Source organism: Streptomyces sp. NPDC039609, assembly GCF_055596705.1.
The window spans coordinates 135,125-157,735 of the sequence record NZ_JBVIUJ010000002.1 but is presented as its reverse complement, the minus strand read 5'-3'; the positions used below and the strand labels follow the sequence as shown (position 1 = coordinate 157,735).

The following is a 22,611-nucleotide window of genomic DNA, read 5'->3' as shown; positions in this document are numbered from 1 at the left end:
CAGGTGTCCGTCAAAGCGAATCAAGCCCGACGGTCGTCTGCCCCTCACATGCTTAACTGAGAGACCCTTTATGAGTGAGGGCCTTCCGAGTTCGGTGTGGATTGTGACATCTGCACCGACCAGAAAGGCCCGTCGCCTGGCGTCTCGCATGACTAGGTCAGGGAAGGGTGGGGATTCAGCCCCGGTCTGACTGGGCCGCGTCCTCTTCGCGCTGCAGCGTCTACGCTGCGGAGCATGATTCGTGCGGTGGTGTTCGACGTGGGTGAGTGTCTTGTCGACGAGACCCGGGAGTACGGGACCTGGGCGGACTGGCTGGGGGTGCCGCGGCATACGTTCGCGGCGATGTTCGGCGCGGTCATCGCGCAGGGGCGGGACTACCGTGAGACGTTCCAGGAGTTCCGGCCGGGGTTCGATCTGACCGAAGAGCGCGAGAAGCGCGCGGCGGCCGGGAAGCCGGAATGGTTCGGCGAGGACGACCTCTACTCCGATGTGCGACCCACGCTGGCCGCGCTGCGAGAGGCCGGCCTGTGGGTGGGCATCGCGGGAAACCAGACCGTGCGTGCGGGCGGCCTGCTGCGCGGGCTGGACCTTCCGTCCGACCTGATCGCCACCAGTGATGACTGGGGAGCGTCGAAGCCGGACGTGAAGTTCTTCGAGCACGTCATCGAGGCGACGCCTGCCGAGCCGGGCGAGATCCTGTACGTCGGCGACCGGCTCGACAACGACATCCGCCCGGCCGTGCAGGCCGGGCTTCTGACAGCTCTGATCCGGCGTGGGCCCTGGGGCACGATTCAGCAGCGTGACCCGGATGCGGACTCGATCACCACGATGCGCATCGACTCGCTCGCGGAGCTGCCCGAGAAGATCGCCAAGTTCAACGCTGGAGAGCGCTGACAGTCGTTCCCCAGTCGTAGAGACGATCGTCGAGGTCTCGGACGCACTGCTCGTTCTGCCATGGGGCGAGCGTGCGTCGAACCTCGCGGATACGTTCCATACCCGTGGCGTACCAGGTGATGGCGAGCTGGTCGAGGGCTTGCACGGCGTACTGGCATGCCGCCGCCGGGTGGCCGTCCGCGGCTTCGACCGCGGCGAGATCACCGAGGACGACCGTGCGCTGCTTGTCCGACTCGGGAGGCAGGTCGTCGAGAACCTCCTGAAGAGTCTGGCGGGCTTGTGGCAGATGGCCGGCCTTCACCTGCGTGTTCCCTTTGAACGCGGACAGGCGCACGGGGCTGAACCAGTCCAGCCACTCAGGGGTGGGGTGCTCGGAGCCCGAGGAAAGGGCGTCCTCGGCGTGTCCGATCAGGCGGAGCGCGGCGCGAGGGTCGCCGCATCGGGTCTCGCATTCCGCCTCGACTGCATCCAGCCAGGCCCAGAGCTCCGCGGGGGCGTCTCCGCGTCGAGCGTAGGTGCGGGCGGCCATCATGCGCTCGATCGCCGCTTCTCGGTCATCGGTCCAGCCGGGGATAAACGCCATGTGCGCGAGGATGGCCGATCCCAGGAGGGGGTCGTCGGCTTCGCCCGCCGCTTGCAGGGCACGCAAGAGGGTTTCCGAGGCTTGGTCGGGCTGGCGTATGTCGAAGAACTCGATGCGCCCGGCCAGTAGATAGGACTCGGCAAGGGCGCCAGCCAGGGTCTGGCGAGCAGGGTTCGCCGTCTCCGGCAGGAGAGCGCATCCCAGACGGGCGTGCTCCAGCACGGCGGGGTGCAGCACGGCGGGCGCTACGGACCAGTAGAGGTGCCGGTGAGAACGAGTGACGGCCTCGAAGTCCTTGCCCACTGTGACTGGTTGCGTTGCGGTGCCGGCCTGGGCGGGGACGTTAGCCAGCCGCGCTCCCTTCAGAGGCGGATGCGGGGAGTTGCGGACCGTCGAGCCCGCGTGGCGGCTCTCATTTCCCCAGGGTGGGGTGAATCCCAAGTCCTCCATGCTCTGGCCCAGGAGGTGGGTCAGAACTCGGTGGACGTCAGGCTGTGGCCAGGGCGGTGTGGCGGACTCCCAGCGTCGGATCTGACGCACGCCGACAGCGAGCCCCCTGATGCCCAGCTTGGGTGCCGTCTTGGTGATGGCGTCGGCCAGAGCCTGTTGTGAGTTGTATCCGGCCGCCAGGCGGGCGGACTTGAGTCGGGTGTTGCCTGCGGGACGGGACATGGATCTCCTCCGGGGACGAGTTCTCGTCAGAGAGTGACATGCGATGTCCCCGCCGCGGCGCAAAATCATCCACCGGAGCCCAAAGAAGCCCTATGGAAGTCCTTTTGATGACCTGTCAGAGCCCTCGAATAGGACCTGTAGGGCCAGCAAGATGGCATCCACGGACCGAGGACATCGGCCTCGTCGCCACACACGGCACTTACCGCTCGTCCAGGCGTTCTGCGCCTGCGCTCATCCCCTTCTGTCCACCCTGAACGGGAGTTCGTGATGCTTCGCACGAGCACGACCATCGACAACAGCCACCTGGTCATCGAGACGGGCGGGTCCGCCCCGGACGTCACGACCATCGTGGAGCGCAAGGGCCTCGGCCATCCGGACACCCTCGCCGATCAGCTGGCCGAGCGACTGTCCCGCGCGTACAGCGCCCACACCGTGCAGAACTTCGGCGCGGTCCTGCACCACAACTTCGACAAGCTCGCCCTCTTGGGCGGAGCGAGTGAGGTCCGGTACGGCGCGGGCCGCATGACCGCCCCGGTCCGGGTGCTCGTCAACGGCCGTGCCGCTCCCATGTGCGGCGGCGAGCGGATCCCCGTCGAGGAGATCGTTGAGGCGGAGGTGCAGGCGTTCTTCGCCCGCCGGCTCCCCGAGGTCTCCGACCACCTCGACATCACCTTCAACATCACCAGCAACTCCAGCCCCGGTGCCGTCCTCACGGGCGACGAGGTGCCCGACCGGACGCGATGGTTCAACCCGCGGTCGATCCACGATCTGCGGGAGCGGCGGGTGCGGCTGTCCAACGACACGTCGCTGGGCACGGGCTGGGCGCCGGAGAACGTCTTCGAGTCCTTCGCGCGGGATCTGGTCGACCACTTCTCCGGGGAGAGCGACTTCACCCTCTCCCACGCCTGGTGTGGGTCGGACGTGAAGCTCATGGGCTACTGGGACGGGGAGCGGGCGGATGTCGTGCTCTGTGTGCCGCAGAAGTCGCGGCTCGTCGCGAGCCGTGCGGAGTACGTCCAGAACACCGAGAGCGTCCTGGCCGAGTGCTACCGGCTCGCCGGCCTCCACCTGCCCGGCGCCGAGGCGAGCTTCCGGCTCAACGCGCGCGACGTGCCGGAGAAGGACGAGCTGTACCTCACCTACACCGGGAGCTCGATCGAGTCCGGTGACGAGGGCGTCGTCGGCCGCGGCAACCGTGTCAACGGCCTCATCACGCCCCTGCGGCCGATGAACCTGGAGGGCGCCAACGGCAAGAACCCCGTCTACCACGTGGGCAAGCTCTACAACATCGCCGCACGAAGGCTCGCCCAGCGGCTCCACGAGGCGACGGGAGGGCACGCCGAGGTCCACCTCGTGAGCACCACCGGGCAGCGCCTCGACCAGCCGTGGCGAGTCCTCGTCCGTCTGTCGTCCCCGGACGCCGAGGTGGACAAGGTGCAGGCGCTGGTGGCGGAGGCGCTGGGCGAGTTCCCGGCGCTCACCGACGAGCTGGTCTCCGACGGGATCGTGCTGAGCTGATGAAGAAGCGGACGCTCGGAGAGGTCTCCCCGGAATGTCGGCGCAGGCTGATCACTCACTACGGCCCCGAAGTCTCCGGGTGGCTCGATGCTGTGCCCACCTTGCTGGAGGAGGTTGCGGAGCGCTGGAAGCTCACGCTCGGGGCTTATCACGACGCCGGGCATGCCTCCGTGGTCGTCACGGCTGGAACCCTCGATGGTCGTCCGCTGCTTCTCAAGGCGTGGGCCGATCCCACCCGGTTCCGCAACGAGGTCACCGCTTTACGTCTGTGGGCGGGCGGGCCGACGGCAGGGGTCGTCGAGGCGGCGGACGACCTGGCCGCGGCGGCCCTGGAGATGATCGGGGGCTGCCCGGGTGGCTGCGAGCTGCCGCCTCGGGAGATGCAGACCGTGGCCGCCGCCCTCCAGGGCCTCCACACCATCGGCCGGCGCCAGCGCCGACCGCGTGAGCTTCCTTCCCTGACCTCGTACCTGCATCAGGAGGTACGTCCCAGGGTGCGCCGCCGTCTGGAATCGGTCGATGCCGGCCAGTGGCAGGAGCTCGTCAACGCGGCCGTCCCGGCCCTGGCGGCCCTGGAGGCGGACGGCGGTCGGACGACGGTCCTGCACGCTGATCTCTACCGCGAGAACGTGCTCTTCGACTGGTTGGGCCACCCCCGCCTGATCGACCCCCTCCCGATGGTGGGCGATGCGGCCTTCGACTGGGCCTTCTGGACCGTGTACTACGACCTTGGACACGGCACGGACGCCCGCCTGGCCACTGCCGCACGGAGCTCCCGTATCCCCGTACCCGTCCTGGCGCCGTGGTGTCGAGCCCTGGCCCTGGATGGCCTGCTCTTCTACCTCGAATCCGGTGATCCGCGCGCAGCGAGGATGGCCGACGTCCTCGCGTGGCTATCGGCGCCAACCCCAAGGAACCGATCATGACGACCTACGTCCTCCGTCACGGGCAGACGAATTACAGCCGGCGCTACCTCGTCAACGGCGACCCGACCAAGCCCATCCGCTTGAGCGAGGACGGCCGTCGGTCGCTGAGCAAGGGCTGGAGCAGCGTTCCCCTCCACAGCGTGAAGACGTGGCTGGCCAGCGAGTTTCCCCGCGCCCAGCAGACCGCCAACCTGCTGATGGGAGTCCCCGAACCGGAACTGATCACCGATCCGCGGCTGAACGAACTCGACTACGGGGAATTCGAGGGAAACCCATTCCTGGAATACGCCGTCTGGCTCGACGGGCACGGCGCCCACGAGCGTCCGCCCGGTGGCAGCGAGTCGCAACGCGAGGGCATCCGCAGGATGCTCACCGGGGTGCTCGCCGCCCTGGAGCACCCCGGCCCCCGCGTCCTGGTGGCCCACGGCCTGCTGGTCTCCGTGCTCCTCTGGCACCGCGACCGGGCTCCTGGCGGGGCGATGCCCCTGTTCTTCCCGGAAGCCCCGTACATCGAGCCAGTCGCCATCCCCGATGACGAGCTGCCGGTGTTCATCGAGGCCCTGATCAACGATCTTGAAACTGGCGTTCTCGATCGCGCCGTCGGCTCCGGCGACAGGGAGGTAATGCGGATCGGCGAAGGGGCCTCGGTTGCTACCGTCGATCCCGTATCCCACCACTCGCCGGATCAGAAGGATCTTCCTCATGCATGATGCCCGCGCCCTGATTGAAATGGGTGCCGAAGCGGTTCGTCGGCTCGCTCGTCGCGGTTACTCCCTGGACCTGTCCGAGCTGGAGTCCCTCCAGTCTCGTCGCAACCAGAACATCCGCTCGGCCGACGAGCTGCGGGCCGAGTCCAAGCGGGTGGCGAGTGAGGTACAGCAGACGGCCAAGCAGGGCGGCGACATCAGCAAGCTGAAGGAGCGCGCCCGCGAGATCAAGGAGCAGGTCCGCGACATCGAAGCCGGGCAGGAAGAGATCGAGGCCCAGCTCCGTGACCTGCTCCTGAGCATCCCGAACCTGCCGGACGACTCCGCGCCTGATGGCGACTCCGAGGAGTTCGCCATCGAGATCCGGCGCGTCGGCACGCCTCCCGCGTTCCCGTTCGAGCCGAAGGACCATGTCGATCTCGGAGAGGCTACGGGCATCCTCGACTTCGCCCGCGCGACGAAGCTGTCCGGCCCGCGCTTCGCGGTCTCCCGCGGCGCCGGCGCCGCCCTGGAGCGGGCGCTGGCCACGCTCTTCCTCGACCTCCACACCCGCCGCCACGGGTACACCGAGTACGCGGTCCCCTACCTGGTCAGCCGCAAGACCATGACCGGTACCGGACAGCTCCCGAAGTTCGAGGAGGACCTGTTCAAGACCGGCGTCGCCGACCGCGAGCTCTTCCTCATCCCGACGGCCGAGGTCCCGCTGACCAACCTCTACGCCGACGAGATCATCCCGCCGGCCGAGCTGCCGCTGGCCATGACCGCCCACACCCCGTGCTTCCGCTCGGAGGCCGGCTCGTACGGCCGGGACACCCGCGGTCTCATCCGCCAGCACCAGTTCGCCAAGGTCGAGATGGTCAAGATCGTCGCCCCGGAGACCGCAGACGCCGAGCTGGAGACGATGGTCGGCCACGCCGAGGCGTGCCTCAAGGAGCTCGGCCTCGCCTACCGGGTCATCAAGCTGCCCGCCGGCGACACGGGCTTCTCGGCCCAGCTCACGTACGACATCGAGGTCTGGATCCCGAGCCAGAACACGTACCGCGAGATCTCCTCGGTCTCCAACTTCGGCACCTTCCAGGCCCGTCGGGCGAACATCCGGACCCGAGGTGAGAACGGCAAGCCCAAGCTCGTCGCCACCCTCAACGGTTCCGGTCTGCCCGTCGGCCGCACCCTGGCCGCGCTCCTGGAACAGTGCCAGCAGCAGGACGGCTCGATCGTCCTTCCCGAATCTCTCTTCCCGTACCTCGGCTTCCGCCGTATCTCGGCGGACGGAACACCGGAGGCATAACGTGCTCGTCGGCGTCTGCGACTTCCCTGGTAGCTACGCCTTTCCGCCCGCCGGTTACGGCGGGATCGAACGATGGCTGTGGGCGGTCGCCGTAGGCGCCCGTGCCGCAGGCGCCGACGTACACCTCCTCGGGCCGGGCTGGCTCACGGACCTGGAACACGACTGGGTCCGCAAGCCGGTCCGCCTGGAGGACCTCACCCCCGGCTCGCTCGCCGAGGGCGACCTGCGCGACAGCGGGTACGACCTCCTGGTCGTCGGCCACGAATACCCGTCGCTTCCTGCCTGGACGCGTACCTGGGGCGAGTTGGACTGTGACGTGGCCACCTTCCAGCACTCGCCGGTCTTCAAGCACAGCCCCACCGCCTTCGATGGCCGGCGGTCGCGCCTGTACTGCTACTCGCCCGAGATGATAGAGCGCTACGCCGAGCACCAGCCGATCCCAGAGCTCGCCGTCCACCTCGGCCTCCACGAGGAGGAGCCACCGGCCACCGCGGGCACGGACCTCGTCTGGCTCGGCCGGATCGATGAGGAGAAGGCGCCGCACATCGCCGTACGCGCCGCGCAGATCCTCGGCCGTCGCATCCGGATCGTCGGCCCCGTCTTTGACGAGGAGTACGTGCGCCGGCACGAACGGCTCTTCAGCGCCGACCACGTGAAGTGGATCGGCGAACTCGGTGGCGCCGACAAGTCCGCCGCCATCGCCGATGCCTCAGTGCTCGTCTACACCTACGCCCGTACGTACGTGGAAGCCGGCGCGGCGGTCTTCGGCGAATCCCTCCGCGCAGGCACTCCCATGGCCGCCCTCACTTGGCGGGAGGGAACCTGCGCGCAGGCAGCCCTATGCGAGCAGACGGGGTCGATCGCGGTGGTCTACCCCGGCGAGGATGACGAGACGGCGGCACGACGATTGGCTGTCGCGATCGAGCAGTCTGGGGACCTAGATCACGAGGCAGTTCAAGCGATGGGGGTGCAACGCTTCGATCCTGCACATCACTTCGAAGCGATGGCAGCGCGTCCATGCTGACGAACGGACCAGTGGTCGGCGCCTCGGCTCCGCCAATGGAGGTTGCGGGTCGCCTACCCGGCATTCTCCGGCAAGCGCTTGGCCCTAATTGGGAGTTCACTATCTCCGACGGGCGCCTCGCCATCGCGCATGCACACCGAGGCTCACCTTACCGCCCGCCCCGACGGGCGCCCTCGTGGGCGGAGCTGCTGGACGGCCTGACGGCGGGCTTCGCCGCCCAGGGCGTTCCGCGAGCCGCCTGCCTGCCACTTCGATGGGGCCGCGAGACCGAACTGACGATCTCAGCAGTCCAGGCGCTTGACCCACTTCTGAAGGACGGGCATACCTGTACCTACCGAAGCGGCTTCTTACCGCAGCCGGTCGTCCGCTTCACCGGCAAACGTGATGCCGCGGGCAACCTCCTGGACGGCTTCCTTACGTCCTTCGTCAACGTCTCCCGCGTCCAACCGATCCAACACATCGACGACTACGGCGGGATATTGGACGGCTGGGTCAGCGTCCTGTCGGCACTCGGCTTCCACGCCCGGCACCTCAGCATCCACGGCCAACTGGCGACATGGACCCGCCGCCAAGTCGAAGGCACTACCCTCCGCTTCGATTATTTCGGCTTGCCGCTCGGTGACATCGTTCTTCTCTGGAACGCGGACAACCCAACGCGCATGGCCGTGGACCTCGGCACAGGGCTGGAACGCCTGGCCTGGGCACGCACGCAGATGGACTGGCACGACCTCGTCTTCGGCAGGTTCGCAGCTCTGGCACCACCACAGACCTTGGACGCTCTCCGCACAGCCACCCTGCTTCTTGCTCACGGCATCCACCCAGCCGCGCGCGGAGCAGGAGGATGCACCCGCAGAGTCATCGCAGCGATCGACCCTCTCCGGGCACACCTCGGCGTCAGCTCCCTGGTCCGCGCCTCGTACGACTATTGGCGACTGTTCAGTGAGCCGACTGTCCCGTGGCCCTCCGTCGTTGTGTCGATCGAGAGTGAGTTGGCCGTAGCGCCGTGACTCTCGCGACCAGAGCACGTCTGCCCCGGTGCCTGCCGAGATCGACTGCCCAAGCCCCCGGCAGCCCAGCCACCCTCCGAAGCGAGCTGGCATCCACAGGCCGGCAGAGGGCGTCAGAGGCAGAGAGGGGTGATCTTCACCTGAAGTTCACGAATCCGCCACACCATGCGCTCAGTCGTGGCAGCATCGGTGCCTTCTCCGTAACCGGAATGCCGTGGGGGTTCGTTGTGCGTACGGGAAACATGCGCCGGGGTCGTAGAGCACTGATCGCGTCGGCCGTGGCCGTCGTAGCCCTCGCGGGGTGCGGCGGTGGGGGTGGAGGCAGCCGTGCTGAGGATGCCAAGGAGGTTGAGGCCGTGGCGACGAGTGCTACGCCGAAGCCGGGGGTCACGCTGACGTTGGTCGACGACGAGGAGAGCGCTGAGGCCTCCCCACTCACCATCGCCGTACTCGCCAACGACACGGCGACCGAAGCCACAGGCAGCGGGCAGAAGCCGTTGACCAGCGTCCTGGGCGGGAGCGAGTACGAGCTGACCGTCGACTCGCAGCCGGGTCACGGCACGGCCGTCGTCGATGGCGTCTCCATCACCTACACGCCCGCAGCCGGGTACAGCGGAGAGGACGAGTTCACCTACCGGGTGAAGCCGAACTCCCCTGACGTAACTGGCGGGACCGCCGTCGTCCGCATCACGGTCGACGCCCCCGTGCCGTCCCCGACCCCCACTCCTACACCCAAGCCGAAGCCGACCCGTACACAGAAAGCGGAACCCTCGACGGTCTACTACCGGAACTGTGACGCCGCGCGTGCCGCAGGCGCGGCACCGGTCCGTCGCGGTGACCCCGGGTATGCGAGTCATCTCGATCGAGACGGGGACGGCGTGGGGTGCGAGCCGTACTCCGGAGGGTCTGGAGGTTCCAGCGGGTCGGTCACTGGGGGAAGCAGCAGTGGCGGAAGCGGTGGCAGCACGTACTACGAGAACTGCAGCGCCGCCCGCGCCGCCGGGGCCGCTCCCGTGCGCCGTGGCGATCCCGGGTACGGGCGTCACCTCGACCGGGATGGGGACGGCGTCGGCTGCGAGAGCTGAAGTTAGGCTCGTAGGCCGAGACTGTCACCCGTGAGAGAGGCCTCCGCCATGCCCCGCATCCCCTCCCCCGCCATAGCCGCCGCCGGGCTCGTCGGTGGGTACGCCGTCGCTCGGTGGACCAAGAAGCGGCCCCTCGGAGGCGTTGTGCTTGCCGGTGCCGGGGCCCTTGCCGCGCGGGAGTGGCAGCAGGTGGCGGGTGGGAAGGCCGCTGCCGCGCTGACCGGGGCCTATGTCGCCGCGTTCGCCGGGTCGCATCCGCTGGCCAAGAAGGTCGGGGCCTGGCCCGCCGTGTTCGGAGTGGCCGGGGCCATGGCCGGCGCCTCGTGGGCCGTCACCCGTAGCAAGGGCTGAAGTTCCGGGTCACGCGCTGAACGGCCCCGCCGTTCCGTACGTACTACCCAGTGCCCTCCCCATGAGCGCTGGGCGGGCAGGTTCCCCTACCCCCTTGCCCGCCCAGCGCACCCCTACGAGGCCCAGAAGCCCTGTCCCGGCCCCTGGGCCCAACCACCCGGCCCAATCACCCGACCAGCGCACCCCTACAGAAGCACTGTCCAGGCCCCGCCCAGCCCCCGCCTTCAAGCGCAGCGCCCCGCCCTCATCCCCCCACCGCGTGGCTCACCGTATAGATCAGCAGGCCCGCCAAAGCGCCCACCACCGTGCCGTTGATGCGGATGAACTGAAGGTCCCGGCCGATGTTCGCCTCGATCTTCTTCGACGTCTGGTCCGCGTCCCAGCTCGCCACCGTGTCGCTGATCAGCGACGTGATCTCCGCGCGGTACGTCGTGACCACATAGGCCGCCGCGTCCTCCGCCCAGCCCTCCACCTTCGCCTGCAGGCGGCCGTCCGTCACCAGCCTGCCGCCCAGGGAGATCAGGGACGCCCGCGCGCGCAGGCGCAGCTGGCTGCGGTCGTCCTCCGCCGCCGCGATGATCAGGTTCCGCACCGACGACCAGGCCGAGGCGATGATGTCCTGGACCTCCGGGCGTGCCAGCAGTTCCGCCTTCAGGCGCTCCACGCGCGCCCGGGTGTCGGTGTCCGCCTGGAGGTCCGCCGCGAAGTCCGTCAGGAAGCGGTCGATCGCGCCGCGCGCCGGGTGCTCCGGCATGTCCCGCATCTCCGTGACGAAGCGCAGCAGCTCCTTGTAGACCCGCTCGCCCACACGACGGTCCACGAACCTCGGCGTCCAGCCCGGCGCGCCGCCCTGGACCGCGTCCATCACCGAGTCCCCGTGGAACACCAGCCAGTCGTGGGCCCGCGCGCACACCAGGTCCACGGCCCGCCGGTGCGCCCCGTCGGAGACGATCTTCTCCAGCGTCTTGCCTATCCCCGGCGCGATCTCCGCTGCCTCCGCACGCCGGGTGATCGCCTCGCCGACCACCGCCTGGACGTCCGAGTCCCGCAGGACCGTCAGGGCGCCCCGGAGAGCCGTCGCCAGTTCGCGCGTCACCCTGTCCGCGTGGTCCGGCTCCGCGAGCCACGCCCCGAGGCGGCCGGCGATGCCCAGCGCGTGCAGCCTGCCCCGTACGACATCCGCCGACAGGAAGTTCTCACCGACGAAGGAGCCCAGCGTGGTCCCCAGCTGGTCCTTCTTCGTCGGGATGATCGCCGTGTGCGGGATCGGCAGCCCGAGCGGGCGCCGGAACAGCGCCGTCACCGCGAACCAGTCCGCCAGCGCGCCCACCATGCCGGCCTCCGCCGCGGCCGCCACATAGCCGGCCCAGGCTCCCCATCCCGCGTTCTCCGCCCACGTCGCCAGGGCGTAGATCACCGCCACCACGAGGAGCAGACCCGTGGCCAGGGCCTTCATCCGGCGCACCCCGCGGTGCCGCTCCGCGTCCGCCGCCGTGTACGCGAACGCCACCAACGGCCGCCGCGCCTCGCCCGACGGCCTGCCAGGCGTCTCGCCGAGGCCCTCCCCCCGCGCGCCGCCCCGGGCCCCGCTCCTCGTGTCGCTCATCACCCCACCTCCCTACATCAGGGACTTCCCGGACGCACCTCAAGTTCCCGTTCCCCGTACATCTTCGCGATCACTGCCTCGATGTCCGGTTCCCGCACCGACAGGTCCACCAGCGGATACGCCTCCGCCACCGCCGCCACGAGCGGCGCCGCGGACGCCGAGGCGGGGAAGGCGAGCACCTGCCGCGGGCCCTCCGACCGTACGAATCGCGCCCCCGGCAGCTCGATCGGCGGCAGCTCGCGCTCCAGGTCGACCACCAGCTGACGCTCGCCGGCCCCCACCTCGTGCAGTCCCGCCAGCTCCCCGTCGTACATCAGCCGGCCGTGGTCGATCACCATCACCCGCTTGCAGAGCTGCTCGATGTCCGTCAGGTCGTGCGTGGTGAGCAGGACCGTCGTGCCCTGCGTCGCGTTGAGCTCGCGCAGGAACTCCCGTACCCGCGCCTTCGACACCACGTCGAGGCCGATCGTCGGCTCGTCCAGGTAGAGCACGTCCGGGTCGTGCAGCAGCGCCGCCGCGATGTCGCCGCGCATCCGCTGGCCCAGCGACAGCTGCCGTACGGGTACGTCGAGCAGCTCGCCCAGTTCGAGGAGTTCCACGCAGCGGGCCAGATTGGCGGCGAAGCGCTCGTCCGGGATCCGGTACATCCGGTGCATCAGCCGGTACGAGTCCTTCAGCGGCAGGTCCCACCAGAGCGTCGTCCGCTGCCCGAACACCACCCCGATCCGCTGCGCGAGCCGCGTCCGCTCCCGTGACGGGTCGATGCCCGCGACCCGCAGGCGGCCCCCGCTCGGGGTGAGGATGCCCGTCAGCATCTTGATGGTGGTCGACTTGCCCGCGCCGTTCGGGCCGATGTAGCCGACCATCTCGCCGCGCTCCACGCCGAAGCCGATCCCGTCGACCGCCCGCACCTCACGCTTCTCCCGGCGCAGCAGCCCCGCCCTCCGCCGCACCGTGAAGACCTTCTCCACGTCTTCCAGCTCGATGAAGGCCATGCCTCAGCTCCCTGTGCTTCGGTACGAACGAAGTCCCGCGCGCCACGCCACACCCGCGAGGGCGCAGCACACCAGCGCCACCAGCGGCGACGCGAACGCCATCCAGGACGGCACCCCGGCCGGCGCGGGCCGCCCCAGGATGTACAGCGCCGGCAGCCAGTTCACGAACGCCAGCGGGACGACGTACACCACCCCACGCACCAGATCCTGCGCGAAGATCGCCGGCGGGTACTGCAGCAGCGTGTTCCCGCCGTACGTGAACGAGCTGGTCACCTCGGCCGCGTCCTGCGCCCAGAACAGCACCGACGCGCCCACGACCATCACCGCCGAGAAGATCAGCGTGCCGCAGAGCAGCATCACCGGCAGCAGCAGCACCTTCACCGCCGTCCACTCCACGTCCAGGAGCAGCAGCGCCCAGACGAGTACGAACAGCCCCTGGGCCACCCGGCCGAGCCGCCGAAGCGCGAACTTGTCCGCCGCCACCTGCGCGAGCACCGGCGCGGGCCGCAGCAGGAACATGTCGAACGAGCCGTCCCGGACCCGCTTGCCCATCCGCTGGAGCGAGCCCATCGTCAGGTCCGCGAGGCCGAAGGACGTGCCGGTCGCCCCGTACAGGAACGCGACCTCGGCGAAGGCGAAGCCGCCGAGACCCTCCACCTGACCGAACATCAGCAGGATCACGACGAAGTCGAAGAAGGTGACGGCGAAGGAGGTGACCAGCGTCAGAGCGAAGGACGTGCGGTACGTCATCGTCGAACGGATCCACATGCCGGCGACCATCCGGTACGTCCGCCAGGACTCCGCGAGCCGGGACGACGCGAGGACCACCGCCGCGGGCGCCGTACCACCGGCCGGCCCGGGCGCCACACCGCCCTCAGGCCCGCCCGCCGCACCGCCGTACGCCCCGCACACCGCCCCCGGCTCCCCCAGCACAGGCGTCTCACCCACCCTGCACCACCACCTTCCGCGTCGCCAGCGACTGCGCCAGCCGCCCCGCCACCAGCAGCACGGCCGCCCAACCGATCTGGAAGGCGTAAGCCCCCAGCAGGCCCCAGCCCGTGTACTTCTCCAGGTACACATCCGCCGGGATCTGCAGCATCGACGCCCACGGCAGCACCCGCGCCACCTCGCCCAGCACACCCGGGAAGACGTTCAGCGGCAGCAGCATCCCGGAGAAGAACAACCCGCCCAGCCACGCCACCTGCACCACGCCCTGACCGTCCATCAGCCAGAACGCGCTCATCGCCACCAGGTACCAGATCGCGAAGCTCACCGTCGCGCCCAGCGCGATCGCCAGCAGGAACGCGAGCCAGGTCGACGCCCGCTCGGGCAGCGTGAAGTCGAAGACGAGCGCGCCGACCACCATCGGGGCCACTCCACGCCCGAGCAGCTGATACGCGCTCCGCCCCGCGTTGGCCGCGAACCACCACGCCTGCAGATCGGCCGGCCGGTACAGGTCGACGGCGATGTCGCCCGTCCTGATCCGTTCGATCAGCTCTTCCTCGAACCCGCCGCCCATCAGCCCGCAGACGGTGATCAGCCCCTGGCCGATCCACACATAGGCGAGCGCGTCGGCCATGTCGTACCCGCCGAGCTGCGGTCGCTCGTCCCACAGGGCGATATAGGTGTACGACAGGATGAAGCCGAAGACACTGTTGGTGAACACCCCCGCCGCCGTGGCCATCCGGTACGTGGCATAGCGGCGGAAACCACCCGCGGCCACCGTCGCGTACAGCAGCCGCATCCCGCTTCCTCCCGTGCCGTCTCCTCCGTGCCCCGACGGCACCAAAGCGCACGACCCTAGTACCCCGCGTGCCGCCAACGCGAGCGCTTTTCGAGTCGTATTACTCGGGTTCTGTCCTGGTGCGTGCAGTATGGGGGATCCATCCGCCTTCACCCGGTACGGGAGCTCCACCATGAGCGACGACCAGCCACACCGGCCCGGCTGGGCGCCCAGGGACCCCACTGTCCCCACCCCGCCCCCCAAGCGCCCACGCCGTTCCCTCCCCCGGCGCATCCTGCGGGCGCTCCTGGGCACCTTCCTCTTCACCACACTGCTGCTCCTCGGCGGCCTCGTCGCCGGCTACCTGCTCGTGGACATCCCGCCCGCCAACTCCGCCGCCATCGCGCAGTCCAACGTGTACCTCTACAAGGACGGCACCCAGATCGCCCGCGACGGCGAGGTGAACCGCGAGAACGTACGGCTCATGCACGTCCCGGCGACCGTCCGGCACGCCGTACTCGCCGCGGAGGACCGCGACTTCTACACCGACCGAGCCGTCGTCGACCCGAAGGCCATGGTCCGCGCCGCCTGGAACACTCTCACCGGCAAGGGAAGGCAGTCCGGCTCCACCATCACCCAGCAGTACGTCAAGAACTACTACCTGGGCCAGGAGCAGACCGTCACCCGCAAGGTGAAGGAGTTCTTCATCGCCATCAAGCTCAACCGCGAGAAGAGCAAGGACGAGATCTTCGAGGGCTATCTGAACACCAGTTACTTCGGCCGCAACGCGTACGGCATCCAGGCCGCCGCCCGCGCCTACTACGGCAAGGACGCCGGGCACCTCGACACCGCCGAGGGCGCGTACCTCGCCTCCCTGCTCAAGGCGCCCAGCGCCTACGACCTCACCACCCACCCCGAGAACCGGACCAAGGCGCTCGGCCGTTGGAGCTACGTCCTGGACGGCATGGTCAAGGAGAAGTGGCTCTCCCCCGCGGAACGGACCGACACCGCCTTCCCGTCCCCGCAGACCGCCCGCCCCGCCACCGGCCTCTCCGGGCAGCGCGGCTACCTCGTCCAGGCGGTCGAGGAGTACCTGACCGGCAACGACATCGTCGACGAGAAGACCCTGGCCGGCGGCGGCTTCCGGATCACCACCACCCTGGAGAAGGAGAAGCAGGCCGCCTTCGTCACGGCCGTCGAGGACCAGGTCATGTCCAAGCTCGACCCCGCGCGGAACCCCACCGACCGCTTCGTCCGGGTCGGAGGCGCCGCGATCGACCCGGCGACCGGGCGGGTCCTCGCCCTGTACGGCGGCATCGACTACACCAGGCAGTACGTCAACAACGCCACGCGCCGCGACTACCAGGTCGGCTCCACCTTCAAGCCCTTCGTCCTCACCGCGGCGCTCCAGCACGGATCGCTCACCCAGGAGGGCGAGCGGATCACCCCCAACACGTACTACGACGGCACCGACAAGCGCCCCGTCCAGGGCTGGGACGGCGACTACTACGCCCCGGGCAACGAGGACGACGAGTCGTTCGGCGACATCACCGTACGATCCGCCACCGACAGCTCGGTCAACGCCGTGTACGCGCAGATGGCGGTGGACGTCGGGCCCGCGCGGGTGAGGGAGACGGCCGTCGCCCTCGGCGTGCCGAAGAGCACCCCCGACCTCAAGGCCTCCCCCTCCATCGCGCTGGGCCCCGCCACCGCGAGCGTCCTCGACATGGCGGAGGCGTACGCCACGCTCGCCAACCACGGCCGGCACGGCACGTACAGCCTCGTCGAGCGGGTCACCAAGGACGGCCAGGATCTGGAGCTGCCGGCCACCGGGAGCCGGCAGGCGGTGAGCCGGGAGGCCGCGGACACGACGACCTCGGTGCTCAGGAGCGTGGTCGAGTTCGGTTCGGGAACGGCGGCCCTGGCCGCCGGCCGGCCTGCGGCGGGCAAGACAGGCACGGCGGAGGACGACAAGGCCGCCTGGTTCGCGGGCTACACCCCGGACCTGGCGACCGTGGTCACGATGATGGGCCAGGACCCGGAGACGGGCGAACAGAAGTCGCTGTACGGGGCGCTCGGCCTGCCCCGGATCAACGGGGGCGGGCCGCCCGCGGCGATCTGGGGCCAGTTCACACGGGACGCACTGGCGGGGACGGAGCCGCGGGAGTTCGAGCTCGAGCTCGGGGAGGGCGCGGAGGAGTCGTGGGACCCGACGGAACCGCTGCGGCCGGACGGATCGGACGCGCCGGAGGAGTGGGAGGAGTCGGAGGAGGCGACGGACGGGCCGCAGCGGACGCAGGAACATCCGCAGACACCCCCGGAATCACTGGCGCCCCTCACACCCCAGGCACCTCAGACAGCTCACACACCTCAGCGGCCCGCTCGCCCCGAGCCCCGGCCGGAGCCGGAGCGCCCGGAAACACCGGAAGGGACGGACGGCGGCGGCGATACGGAGACGGACACAGACCGGGGCGGGGACGGGACACCTCCCCTCACCGCTCCCGCGACGCCCCCCGAGGCGGCTCCCGCACCGCCGCCGCTGTCGCCACAGGCCTCGCCGAACTGAAGCCCTGGCCGGGTCAGTGGCCCCGGCGAACCGATGGCGTCGCCCAGCCACTGGCCTCGCAGGCCCTAGTGGCCCGAGGTCGCCTTCAGACCCACCACCGCGACCAGGAGCAGACAGACGAAGAAGATCCGGGCGGCGGTCGCCGGCTCACCGAGCACCACCATGCCGAGCACCGCCGCACCGGCCGCGCCGATGCCGACCCAGACGCCGTACGCCGTACCGATGGGCAGCGTCTTGGCGGCGTGCGACAGCAACAGCATGGAGGCGACGATCCCGGCACCCGTGAAGACACTGGGCCAGAGGCGGGTGAACCCGTCGGTGTACTTCATGCCGATCGACCAGCCGACCTCGAGCAGACCGGCGACGATGAGAAGAACCCAGGCCATGACGACGAACACCTCCGCGAGACGGAACAACAGGGGTGCGTCGTCTTTGCGTACTGCGGTGCAGTGGGCCCGGTACGGCGCGTCTCGTCGGGTGGCTCCACAGTAGCAAAAACCATACGAAAGGCCTGGTGACACCGGTCACCAGGCCCTCGATCCGGAACGTTCCGGATGCCGTTCTACAGATACAGCCCGGTGGTGTCCGTGGACCCCTCGAACCGGTCCGCGGCCACGGCGTGCAGATCGCGCTCCCGCATCAGGACGTACGCGACGCCCCGCACCTCGACCTCGGCGCGGTCCTCGGGGTCGTACAGCACGCGGTCGCCGGTCTCGACCGTACGGACGTTCTGGCCGACCGCGACGACCTCCGCCCAGGCCAGCCTGCGGCCGACGGCGGCGGTGGCCGGGATGAGAATGCCGCCGCCCGAGCGCCGCTCCCCCTCGGGGGAGTCGGTCCGGACCAGCACTCGGTCGTGGAGCATCCGGATGGGCAGCTTGTCGTGGGTGTTGTCGCTCACGACTCGAACCTACCTGTCCGGGCCTGTCGGCCGTACTCGGGAGCGGTCATCCCTTGCGCTTGCGCGTGGAGACCGCGATCAGCCCGACGAGGGCCACGGCGACCAGCGCCACCGGAACCACCCGCTCCAGGCGCGGCGCGCCGTCGTCGTGGGTGAACCGGGCCTTCACGTCGGAGAAGGTCCTGTTGACGGCGACAGCCGCTCGTCCGACGGTGTGGTCGACCGTGGAGACGACCTTCGCCTTCGCGTCGCCGACGATCGTCTTCGGGTGCATCCGAATGCCGATCTCGTCGAGAGTGACGGCGAGCTGCTCGCGCCGGCGGACGATGTCCGCCTCGATCTGCGCAGGGGTCCTGGCCTCCGACACCGCGCTGCCTCCGTAGTCGTAATCGGTCGTTGACGGACAGTCTCTCAGTTTCTCCGTCCGAGGTCTGTCTCAGGCCCCCATTAGGCTCGGTCGTGTACGCCCAGACATACCGAGGAGAGCCATGAGCGAGCGACTTCAGCCCGGCGACACCGCCCCCGCCTTCACCCTTCCCGACGCGGACGGCAACGAGATCTCGCTCGCTGACCACAAGGGCCGCAAGGTCATCGTCTACTTCTACCCGGCGGCGCTGACAACCGGCTGCACGAAGCAGGCCTGCGACTTCACGGACAACCTGGAGCTGCTGGCGGGCGCGGGCTACGACGTCATCGGCGTGTCGCCGGACAAGCCGGAGAAGCTGGCGAAGTTCCGCGAGCAGGAGCACCTGAAGGTGACGCTGGTGAGCGACCCGTCGAAGGAGACCCTGGAGGCGTACGGCGCGTTCGGCGAGAAGAAGCTGTACGGCAAGACGGTGACGGGCGTGATCCGCTCGACGGTGGTCGTCGACGAGGACGGCAAGGTCGAGCGGGCCCTGTACAACGTGAAGGCGACGGGCCATGTCGCCAAGATCATCAAGGATCTCGGCATCTGACGCCTGGCGCCACGGAACGGCCTGCACGCTCCTTGAAGCGGTGCGGGCCGTTCCGCATTTCGGACACCCGATGACGTGACCGTCCGATATTCGGCTCGTTACTCCGTACGAGACCACGAACAGGTGGCCGGGCGGAGGGGAATCGGATGCCGGAAAGTCCGTACACGCGGGAGCGGCTGGCTGATGCGGCAGGGGCGTCGAAGACGCTGTCGGAAGCGCTGGAGCGGTTGGGGGTCGATCCGACGAGCTCGACGCGGGCTTACGTGGCGACAAGGATTCGGAAGCTCGGGGTGGACACCTCCCACTTCGAACGGGAGGGCATCCGCTGGACGCGGGAGGTACTGGAGAAGGCGGTGGCAGACTCCACGAACATGTGGGACGTTCTCCGTCGGCTCGGCGTCGAGCTGGTCGGCGGGCAGCACACGCACATCACCCGCCGTGTCCGTGCATACGGGATCGACACCTCGCACTTCACACCGCCTGCCCGGACCGAGCGGATGAGGTACAACCAGCGCCGCCGGACACCGGACGAGATCCTCGTCGAGGACACCTCTGCCCACCCCAGGCGCGTGCGCAGCAGCCGACTCAAGACCGCGCTCTTGGAGGACGGCGTGGAGGAGCGGTGCGCGATGTGTGGGATCGAGGCCATGTGGCAGGGCGAACCGCTGCCGCTGGAGGTCGACCACGTCAACGGCAACTGGCGCGACAACAGGCGCGAGAACCTGAGGTTGCTGTGCCCCAACTGTCATTCCACGACGGACACGTACCGAGGCCGCGCGAAAAGGCGTCCCGCATGACACGCGGCGTGCGCTTTACGCGCGAGCGGCTGACCAAAGCCGCCAAACACTGCTCTGACATCAACGAGGCCATAGCTTTCCTGGGCGCCGAGCCATATAGCGCCCTTCCGCGTTACCTCTTGAAGCGGTTCACCCACTTCGGCATCGACGTCTCGCACTTCCCGCCGTTCGGTAGACGCGACCGACCGAGCCGATGCGAGTTGCGGGAGGCGGTCGCCGCATCGCTGTCCCTCAGGGAGACCCTGATCCGGCTGAAGCGCGCCGATAACGGGGCGCAGCGCGCCAACCTACGGCGATGGATCACCGACGACGGACTGTCGATCGCGCACTTCCTGGGGCAGGCCCACCAGCGGGGGAAACCGAGCCCGACCGCCAAGCGCCCCGAAGAGGTACTCGTACGGCACGACGGCAAGCACCGGACGGCCGCCACACGGCTCCGTCGCGCCCTGCGCGAGGTAGGCGTACCCGAGCAATGCGCCCGGTGCGGAACCGAGCCAGAGTGGCATGGAAAGCCCATGACACTGGAGGTCGACCACATCAACGGCGACTGGCGCGACAACCGGCAAGAGAATCTGCGGGTGCTGTGCCCCAACTGCCATGCGATCACCAGCACCTGGTGTCGGGGAGGCCGCAGGTAGCGCCCGGGTGGCCGGTAAGGTATACGCGGCGGGCCCGTATCCCAGCTGGTTAGAGGACGCCGTTTTAGAGGCGGTGCGTCGTGGGTTCGAGTCCCACCGGGCCTACACGGAAGGGCGCGCCCCCGACAGGGGGCGCGCCCTTGGTCGTACGAGACTCAGCCCAGCAGCTCCCGCACCACCGGTACCAGCGCCCTGAACGCCTTCCCCCGGTGGCTGATCGCGTTCTTCTCCTCCGGGGTCAGCTGCGCGCACGTCACCTCGTAGCCCTCCGGCTGGAGGATCGGGTCGTAGCCGAAGCCGTTCGTGCCCACCGGGGTGTGGCGGAGGGTGCCCGGCATGCGGCCCTCCACCACGCGTTCGCGGCCGTCCGGGAGGGCGAGCGCCGCCGCGCAGGCGAAGTGGGCGCCCCGGTGGGTGTCGTCGATGTCTCCGAGTTGGGCCAGGAGGAGGTCCAGGTTCGCGCGGTCGTTGCCGTGGGTGCCGGACCAGCGGGCCGAGAAGATGCCGGGGGCGCCGTTCAGGACGTCGACGCAGAGGCCGGAGTCGTCGGCGACGGCCGGCAGGCCGGTGGCCTGGGCCAGGGCGTGTGCCTTGAGGAGGGCGTTCTCGGCGAAGGTGACGCCGGTTTCCTTGACGTCGGGGATCTCCGGGTACGCGTCCGCGCCGACGAGTTCGTGGGTGAGGCCTGCGTCGGCGAGGATCGCGTGGAGTTCGGTGATCTTTCCGGCGTTGCGGGTGGCGAGGATCAGACGGGTCATGGTCCCGATTATCCCGGGGTGCAGACCTTGCCGATCTCGGTGGCCGCGTCGGTGATGGGCTTGATGTCCGGGGTGGTGTCGCCGTTGTTGACGGAGGTCTTGACGGACTCGACGCCCTTGGTGAGGTCGTCGACGGCCTTGGAGAGGTCGGCGTTGTCCGTCGTGTCCTTGAGCTTGCCGAGTTCGGTGGAGATCTCGTTCAGGGACTCGTTGAGCTGTGTCGGGTCGTTGGAGGCGCTGGAGGCCGCCTGCTCGAGCTTGCTGACGCTGGTGGCTATCGCGTCGGCGGTCGCGACACAGTCCATCGCCTTGTCGAGTGCTCCGCAGCCGACGAGGGTGGTGGTGAGTACGGCTGCCGAGGCCACGGTGAGTGCGAGACGGCGCTTCAAGACGGTTCCTCCCCAGGGGATATGGATGTACGGGCGTACGGCGCTTCGGCCGTACGCCCGTGTTCATGGAGACGCGGTGGCGCCTCAGAGAGTTCCTTCGAGCGCCTTGCGCTGGATCTCGGCGAGGTCTGCGCAGCCGCCGGAGGCGAGGTCGAGGAGGGCGTTGAGCTCCTTGCGGTCGAAGGGCTCGGCCTCGGCGGTGCCCTGGACCTCGACGAAGCGGCCGTCGCCGGTGCAGACGACGTTCATGTCGGTCTCGGCGCGTACGTCCTCCTCGTAGCAGAGGTCGAGGAGGGGGGTGCCGTCGACGATGCCGACGGAGACGGCGGCGACGGTGCCGGTGAGGGGCTTGCGGCCGGCCTTGACGAGCTTCTTGCCCTGGGCCCAGGCGATGGCGTCGGCGAGGGCGACGTAGGCGCCGGTGATGGCGGCGGTGCGGGTGCCGCCGTCGGCCTGGAGGACGTCGCAGTCGAGGACGATGGTGTTCTCGCCGAGCGCCTTGTAGTCGATGACGGCGCGCAGGGAGCGGCCGATGAGGCGGGAGATCTCGTGCGTACGGCCGCCGATCTTGCCGCGGACGGATTCGCGGTCGCCGCGGGTGTTGGTGGCGCGCGGCAGCATCGAGTACTCGCCGGTGACCCAGCCCTCGCCGCTGCCCTTGCGCCAGCGCGGGACGCCTTCGGTGACGGAGGCGGTGCAGAAGACCTTGGTGTCGCCGAAGGAGATGAGGACGGAGCCCTCGGCGTGCTTGCTCCAACCGCGTTCGATGGTGACGGGTCGGAGCTGTTCGGGGGTACGGCCGTCGATACGAGACATGGCACGAGCGTAGCCGTACATGACGAGGGGCCCGTTCCCCTGCCGGAACGGGCCCCTCGGCCGATGGGGCTGGTTACATCATGTCTTCGATGTCGGCGGCGATGGGGTCGGCGTCGGTGCCGATGACGACCTGGATCGCGGTGCCCATCTTGACGACGCCGTGGGCGCCGGCGGCCTTGAGGGCGGCTTCGTCGACCTTGGAGGGGTCCACGACCTCGGTGCGGAGGCGGGTGATGCAGCCCTCGACCTCTTCGATGTTGTCGATGCCGCCGAGGCCGGCGACGATCTTCTCAGCCTTGCTGGCCATGTTCTCTCCCTGTCCGTTCCGTCTTAAGAAACGTGAGTCTCGGCGCACCGACGGTCCGCTTTGTCACGGTAACCCACGGTTGGCCCAACTTCGCGAGCGGGTGC

25 protein-coding genes, 1 tRNA gene and 1 riboswitch are annotated in these 22,611 nt (G+C 69.1%); of the genes, 14 read left to right on the top strand and 12 right to left on the bottom strand.

The window, feature by feature from the left end:
- Window positions 1-234 precede the first annotated feature (234 nt).
- Entirely contained in the window at window positions 235-894 is a 660-nt protein-coding gene (locus ACZ561_RS06235; RefSeq protein WP_381349237.1) for an HAD family hydrolase, read from the top strand.
- Here the strand turns inward: ACZ561_RS06235 and ACZ561_RS06230 are convergent.
- A complete protein-coding gene (locus tag ACZ561_RS06230; RefSeq protein ID WP_470990328.1) occupies window positions 875-2,149 on the bottom strand; it encodes a transcriptional regulator in 1,275 nt (424 codons plus the stop codon). The two genes, ACZ561_RS06235 and ACZ561_RS06230, sit on opposite strands and share 20 nt — an antisense overlap.
- A 267-nt stretch (window positions 2,150-2,416) precedes the next feature.
- On the opposite strand from ACZ561_RS06230, the gene ACZ561_RS06225 reads away from it, so the two are divergent.
- The 8 genes from ACZ561_RS06225 (at window position 2,417) to ACZ561_RS06190 (ending at window position 10,055) form a co-directional block, all read left to right on the top strand.
- On the top strand, window positions 2,417-3,667 hold the full coding sequence (locus ACZ561_RS06225) for a methionine adenosyltransferase (RefSeq protein WP_470990326.1): 1,251 nt from the start codon (window positions 2,417-2,419) through the stop codon (window positions 3,665-3,667).
- Between the two features lie 92 nt (window positions 3,668-3,759).
- Entirely contained in the window at window positions 3,760-4,593 is an 834-nt protein-coding gene (locus ACZ561_RS06220; RefSeq protein ID WP_470990324.1) for an aminoglycoside phosphotransferase family protein, read from the top strand.
- Window positions 4,590-5,303, top strand: a complete 714-nt coding sequence (locus tag ACZ561_RS06215; RefSeq protein ID WP_470990322.1) for a histidine phosphatase family protein — start codon at window positions 4,590-4,592, stop codon at window positions 5,301-5,303. The genes ACZ561_RS06220 and ACZ561_RS06215 overlap by 4 nt, the downstream gene beginning before the upstream one ends.
- On the top strand, window positions 5,296-6,588 hold the full coding sequence (gene serS / locus ACZ561_RS06210) for a serine--tRNA ligase (RefSeq protein ID WP_470990320.1): 1,293 nt from the start codon (window positions 5,296-5,298) through the stop codon (window positions 6,586-6,588). The genes ACZ561_RS06215 and serS overlap by 8 nt, the downstream gene beginning before the upstream one ends.
- Before the next feature lies 1 nt (window position 6,589).
- Complete coding sequence (locus tag ACZ561_RS06205; protein ID WP_470990318.1) at window positions 6,590-7,612, top strand: glycosyltransferase; 1,023 nt, start codon at window positions 6,590-6,592, stop codon at window positions 7,610-7,612.
- Window positions 7,606-8,619, top strand: a complete 1,014-nt coding sequence (locus tag ACZ561_RS06200) for a hypothetical protein (RefSeq protein ID WP_470990316.1) — start codon at window positions 7,606-7,608, stop codon at window positions 8,617-8,619. The genes ACZ561_RS06205 and ACZ561_RS06200 overlap by 7 nt, the downstream gene beginning before the upstream one ends.
- Window positions 8,620-8,975: 356 nt before the next feature.
- Complete coding sequence (locus tag ACZ561_RS06195) at window positions 8,976-9,704, top strand: excalibur calcium-binding domain-containing protein (protein WP_470990314.1); 729 nt, start codon at window positions 8,976-8,978, stop codon at window positions 9,702-9,704.
- A 48-nt stretch (window positions 9,705-9,752) separates the two neighbouring features.
- Window positions 9,753-10,055, top strand: coding sequence for a hypothetical protein (locus ACZ561_RS06190; protein ID WP_470991296.1), 303 nt, complete (start codon window positions 9,753-9,755; stop codon window positions 10,053-10,055).
- A 244-nt stretch (window positions 10,056-10,299) separates the two neighbouring features.
- Here the strand turns inward: ACZ561_RS06190 and ACZ561_RS06185 are convergent, their stop codons facing one another.
- Genes ACZ561_RS06185 through ACZ561_RS06170 form a run of 4 tightly spaced genes read right to left on the bottom strand, consistent with a single transcriptional unit; the run spans window position 10,300 to window position 14,400 of the window.
- A complete protein-coding gene (locus tag ACZ561_RS06185) occupies window positions 10,300-11,661 on the bottom strand; it encodes a DUF445 domain-containing protein (protein ID WP_470990312.1) in 1,362 nt (453 codons plus the stop codon).
- A 17-nt stretch (window positions 11,662-11,678) separates the two neighbouring features.
- Window positions 11,679-12,656, bottom strand: coding sequence for an ABC transporter ATP-binding protein (locus ACZ561_RS06180; protein ID WP_376430953.1), 978 nt, complete (start codon window positions 12,654-12,656; stop codon window positions 11,679-11,681).
- A 3-nt stretch (window positions 12,657-12,659) separates the two neighbouring features.
- Window positions 12,660-13,604, bottom strand: a complete 945-nt coding sequence (locus ACZ561_RS06175; protein WP_470990310.1) for an ABC transporter permease — start codon at window positions 13,602-13,604, stop codon at window positions 12,660-12,662.
- A complete protein-coding gene (locus tag ACZ561_RS06170; RefSeq protein ID WP_470990308.1) occupies window positions 13,597-14,400 on the bottom strand; it encodes an ABC transporter permease in 804 nt (267 codons plus the stop codon). The genes ACZ561_RS06175 and ACZ561_RS06170 overlap by 8 nt, the downstream gene beginning before the upstream one ends.
- A gap of 172 nt (window positions 14,401-14,572) precedes the next feature.
- Here ACZ561_RS06170 and ACZ561_RS06165 point away from each other — a divergent pair, with 172 nt between their 5' ends.
- Window positions 14,573-16,945 (top strand): transglycosylase domain-containing protein, encoded by a 2,373-nt coding sequence (locus ACZ561_RS06165; RefSeq protein ID WP_470990306.1) that lies wholly within the window; start codon window positions 14,573-14,575, stop codon window positions 16,943-16,945.
- A gap of 65 nt (window positions 16,946-17,010) precedes the next feature.
- Here the strand turns inward: ACZ561_RS06165 and ACZ561_RS06160 are convergent, their stop codons facing one another.
- The 3 genes from ACZ561_RS06160 to ACZ561_RS06150 form a co-directional block, all read right to left on the bottom strand.
- Complete coding sequence (locus tag ACZ561_RS06160; RefSeq protein ID WP_260229655.1) at window positions 17,011-17,331, bottom strand: DMT family transporter; 321 nt, start codon at window positions 17,329-17,331, stop codon at window positions 17,011-17,013.
- Window positions 17,332-17,365: 34 nt separating this feature from the next.
- Window positions 17,366-17,443, bottom strand: a riboswitch (guanidine-III (ykkC-III) riboswitch).
- A gap of 64 nt (window positions 17,444-17,507) precedes the next feature.
- Entirely contained in the window at window positions 17,508-17,846 is a 339-nt protein-coding gene (locus ACZ561_RS06155; protein ID WP_329120126.1) for a GroES family chaperonin, read from the bottom strand.
- A 46-nt stretch (window positions 17,847-17,892) separates the two neighbouring features.
- Window positions 17,893-18,213, bottom strand: coding sequence for a DUF3618 domain-containing protein (locus ACZ561_RS06150; protein WP_470990304.1), 321 nt, complete (start codon window positions 18,211-18,213; stop codon window positions 17,893-17,895).
- 121 nt (window positions 18,214-18,334) lie between these two features.
- On the opposite strand from ACZ561_RS06150, the gene bcp reads away from it, so the two are divergent.
- The 4 genes from bcp (at window position 18,335) to ACZ561_RS06130 (ending at window position 20,342) form a co-directional block, all read left to right on the top strand.
- A complete protein-coding gene (bcp, locus tag ACZ561_RS06145) occupies window positions 18,335-18,802 on the top strand; it encodes a thioredoxin-dependent thiol peroxidase (protein WP_470990302.1) in 468 nt (155 codons plus the stop codon).
- A gap of 146 nt (window positions 18,803-18,948) precedes the next feature.
- On the top strand, window positions 18,949-19,599 hold the full coding sequence (locus tag ACZ561_RS06140) for an HNH endonuclease (RefSeq protein ID WP_470990300.1): 651 nt from the start codon (window positions 18,949-18,951) through the stop codon (window positions 19,597-19,599).
- Entirely contained in the window at window positions 19,596-20,237 is a 642-nt protein-coding gene (locus ACZ561_RS06135; RefSeq protein WP_470990298.1) for an HNH endonuclease signature motif containing protein, read from the top strand. Before ACZ561_RS06140 ends, ACZ561_RS06135 begins: the two co-directional genes overlap by 4 nt.
- Window positions 20,238-20,267: 30 nt before the next feature.
- A tRNA-Leu gene (locus tag ACZ561_RS06130) sits at window positions 20,268-20,342 on the top strand.
- Window positions 20,343-20,392: 50 nt separating this feature from the next.
- Here the strand turns inward: ACZ561_RS06130 and rdgB are convergent.
- The 4 genes from rdgB to ACZ561_RS06110 all read right to left on the bottom strand — a co-directional run bounded on the left by rdgB (window position 20,393) and on the right by ACZ561_RS06110 (window position 22,555).
- Window positions 20,393-20,995, bottom strand: a complete 603-nt coding sequence (gene rdgB, locus ACZ561_RS06125; RefSeq protein ID WP_470990296.1) for an RdgB/HAM1 family non-canonical purine NTP pyrophosphatase — start codon at window positions 20,993-20,995, stop codon at window positions 20,393-20,395.
- A gap of 8 nt (window positions 20,996-21,003) precedes the next feature.
- Entirely contained in the window at window positions 21,004-21,384 is a 381-nt protein-coding gene (locus ACZ561_RS06120) for a hypothetical protein (protein WP_384519500.1), read from the bottom strand.
- Window positions 21,385-21,468: 84 nt separating this feature from the next.
- The gene (gene rph / locus ACZ561_RS06115) at window positions 21,469-22,200 is read right to left on the bottom strand and encodes a ribonuclease PH (RefSeq protein ID WP_470990294.1); all 732 of its coding nucleotides are present in this window, start codon (window positions 22,198-22,200) and stop codon (window positions 21,469-21,471) included.
- A gap of 73 nt (window positions 22,201-22,273) precedes the next feature.
- On the bottom strand, window positions 22,274-22,555 hold the full coding sequence (locus tag ACZ561_RS06110; RefSeq protein WP_376430962.1) for a PTS sugar transporter subunit IIB: 282 nt from the start codon (window positions 22,553-22,555) through the stop codon (window positions 22,274-22,276).
- Window positions 22,556-22,611 lie beyond the last annotated feature (56 nt).

What these genes read in the sequence shown, in the direction of transcription:
- ACZ561_RS06235 (WP_381349237.1), top strand. Translation starts at nt 235, where the DNA reads ATGATTCGTGCGGTGGTGTTCGACGTGGGTGAGTGTCTTGTCGACGAG.
- ACZ561_RS06230 (WP_470990328.1), bottom strand. Translation starts at nt 2,149, where the DNA reads ATGTCCCGTCCCGCAGGCAACACCCGACTCAAGTCCGCCCGCCTGGCG.
- ACZ561_RS06225 (WP_470990326.1), top strand. Translation starts at nt 2,417, where the DNA reads ATGCTTCGCACGAGCACGACCATCGACAACAGCCACCTGGTCATCGAG.
- ACZ561_RS06215 (WP_470990322.1), top strand. Translation starts at nt 4,590, where the DNA reads ATGACGACCTACGTCCTCCGTCACGGGCAGACGAATTACAGCCGGCGC.
- serS (WP_470990320.1), top strand. Translation starts at nt 5,296, where the DNA reads ATGCATGATGCCCGCGCCCTGATTGAAATGGGTGCCGAAGCGGTTCGT.
- ACZ561_RS06200 (WP_470990316.1), top strand. Translation starts at nt 7,606, where the DNA reads ATGCTGACGAACGGACCAGTGGTCGGCGCCTCGGCTCCGCCAATGGAG.
- ACZ561_RS06190 (WP_470991296.1), top strand. Translation starts at nt 9,753, where the DNA reads ATGCCCCGCATCCCCTCCCCCGCCATAGCCGCCGCCGGGCTCGTCGGT.
- ACZ561_RS06185 (WP_470990312.1), bottom strand. Translation starts at nt 11,661, where the DNA reads ATGAGCGACACGAGGAGCGGGGCCCGGGGCGGCGCGCGGGGGGAGGGC.
- ACZ561_RS06180 (WP_376430953.1), bottom strand. Translation starts at nt 12,656, where the DNA reads ATGGCCTTCATCGAGCTGGAAGACGTGGAGAAGGTCTTCACGGTGCGG.
- ACZ561_RS06170 (WP_470990308.1), bottom strand. Translation starts at nt 14,400, where the DNA reads ATGCGGCTGCTGTACGCGACGGTGGCCGCGGGTGGTTTCCGCCGCTAT.
- ACZ561_RS06165 (WP_470990306.1), top strand. Translation starts at nt 14,573, where the DNA reads ATGAGCGACGACCAGCCACACCGGCCCGGCTGGGCGCCCAGGGACCCC.
- ACZ561_RS06160 (WP_260229655.1), bottom strand. Translation starts at nt 17,331, where the DNA reads ATGGCCTGGGTTCTTCTCATCGTCGCCGGTCTGCTCGAGGTCGGCTGG.
- bcp (WP_470990302.1), top strand. Translation starts at nt 18,335, where the DNA reads ATGAGCGAGCGACTTCAGCCCGGCGACACCGCCCCCGCCTTCACCCTT.
- ACZ561_RS06140 (WP_470990300.1), top strand. Translation starts at nt 18,949, where the DNA reads ATGCCGGAAAGTCCGTACACGCGGGAGCGGCTGGCTGATGCGGCAGGG.
- ACZ561_RS06135 (WP_470990298.1), top strand. Translation starts at nt 19,596, where the DNA reads ATGACACGCGGCGTGCGCTTTACGCGCGAGCGGCTGACCAAAGCCGCC.
- rdgB (WP_470990296.1), bottom strand. Translation starts at nt 20,995, where the DNA reads ATGACCCGTCTGATCCTCGCCACCCGCAACGCCGGAAAGATCACCGAA.
- rph (WP_470990294.1), bottom strand. Translation starts at nt 22,200, where the DNA reads ATGTCTCGTATCGACGGCCGTACCCCCGAACAGCTCCGACCCGTCACC.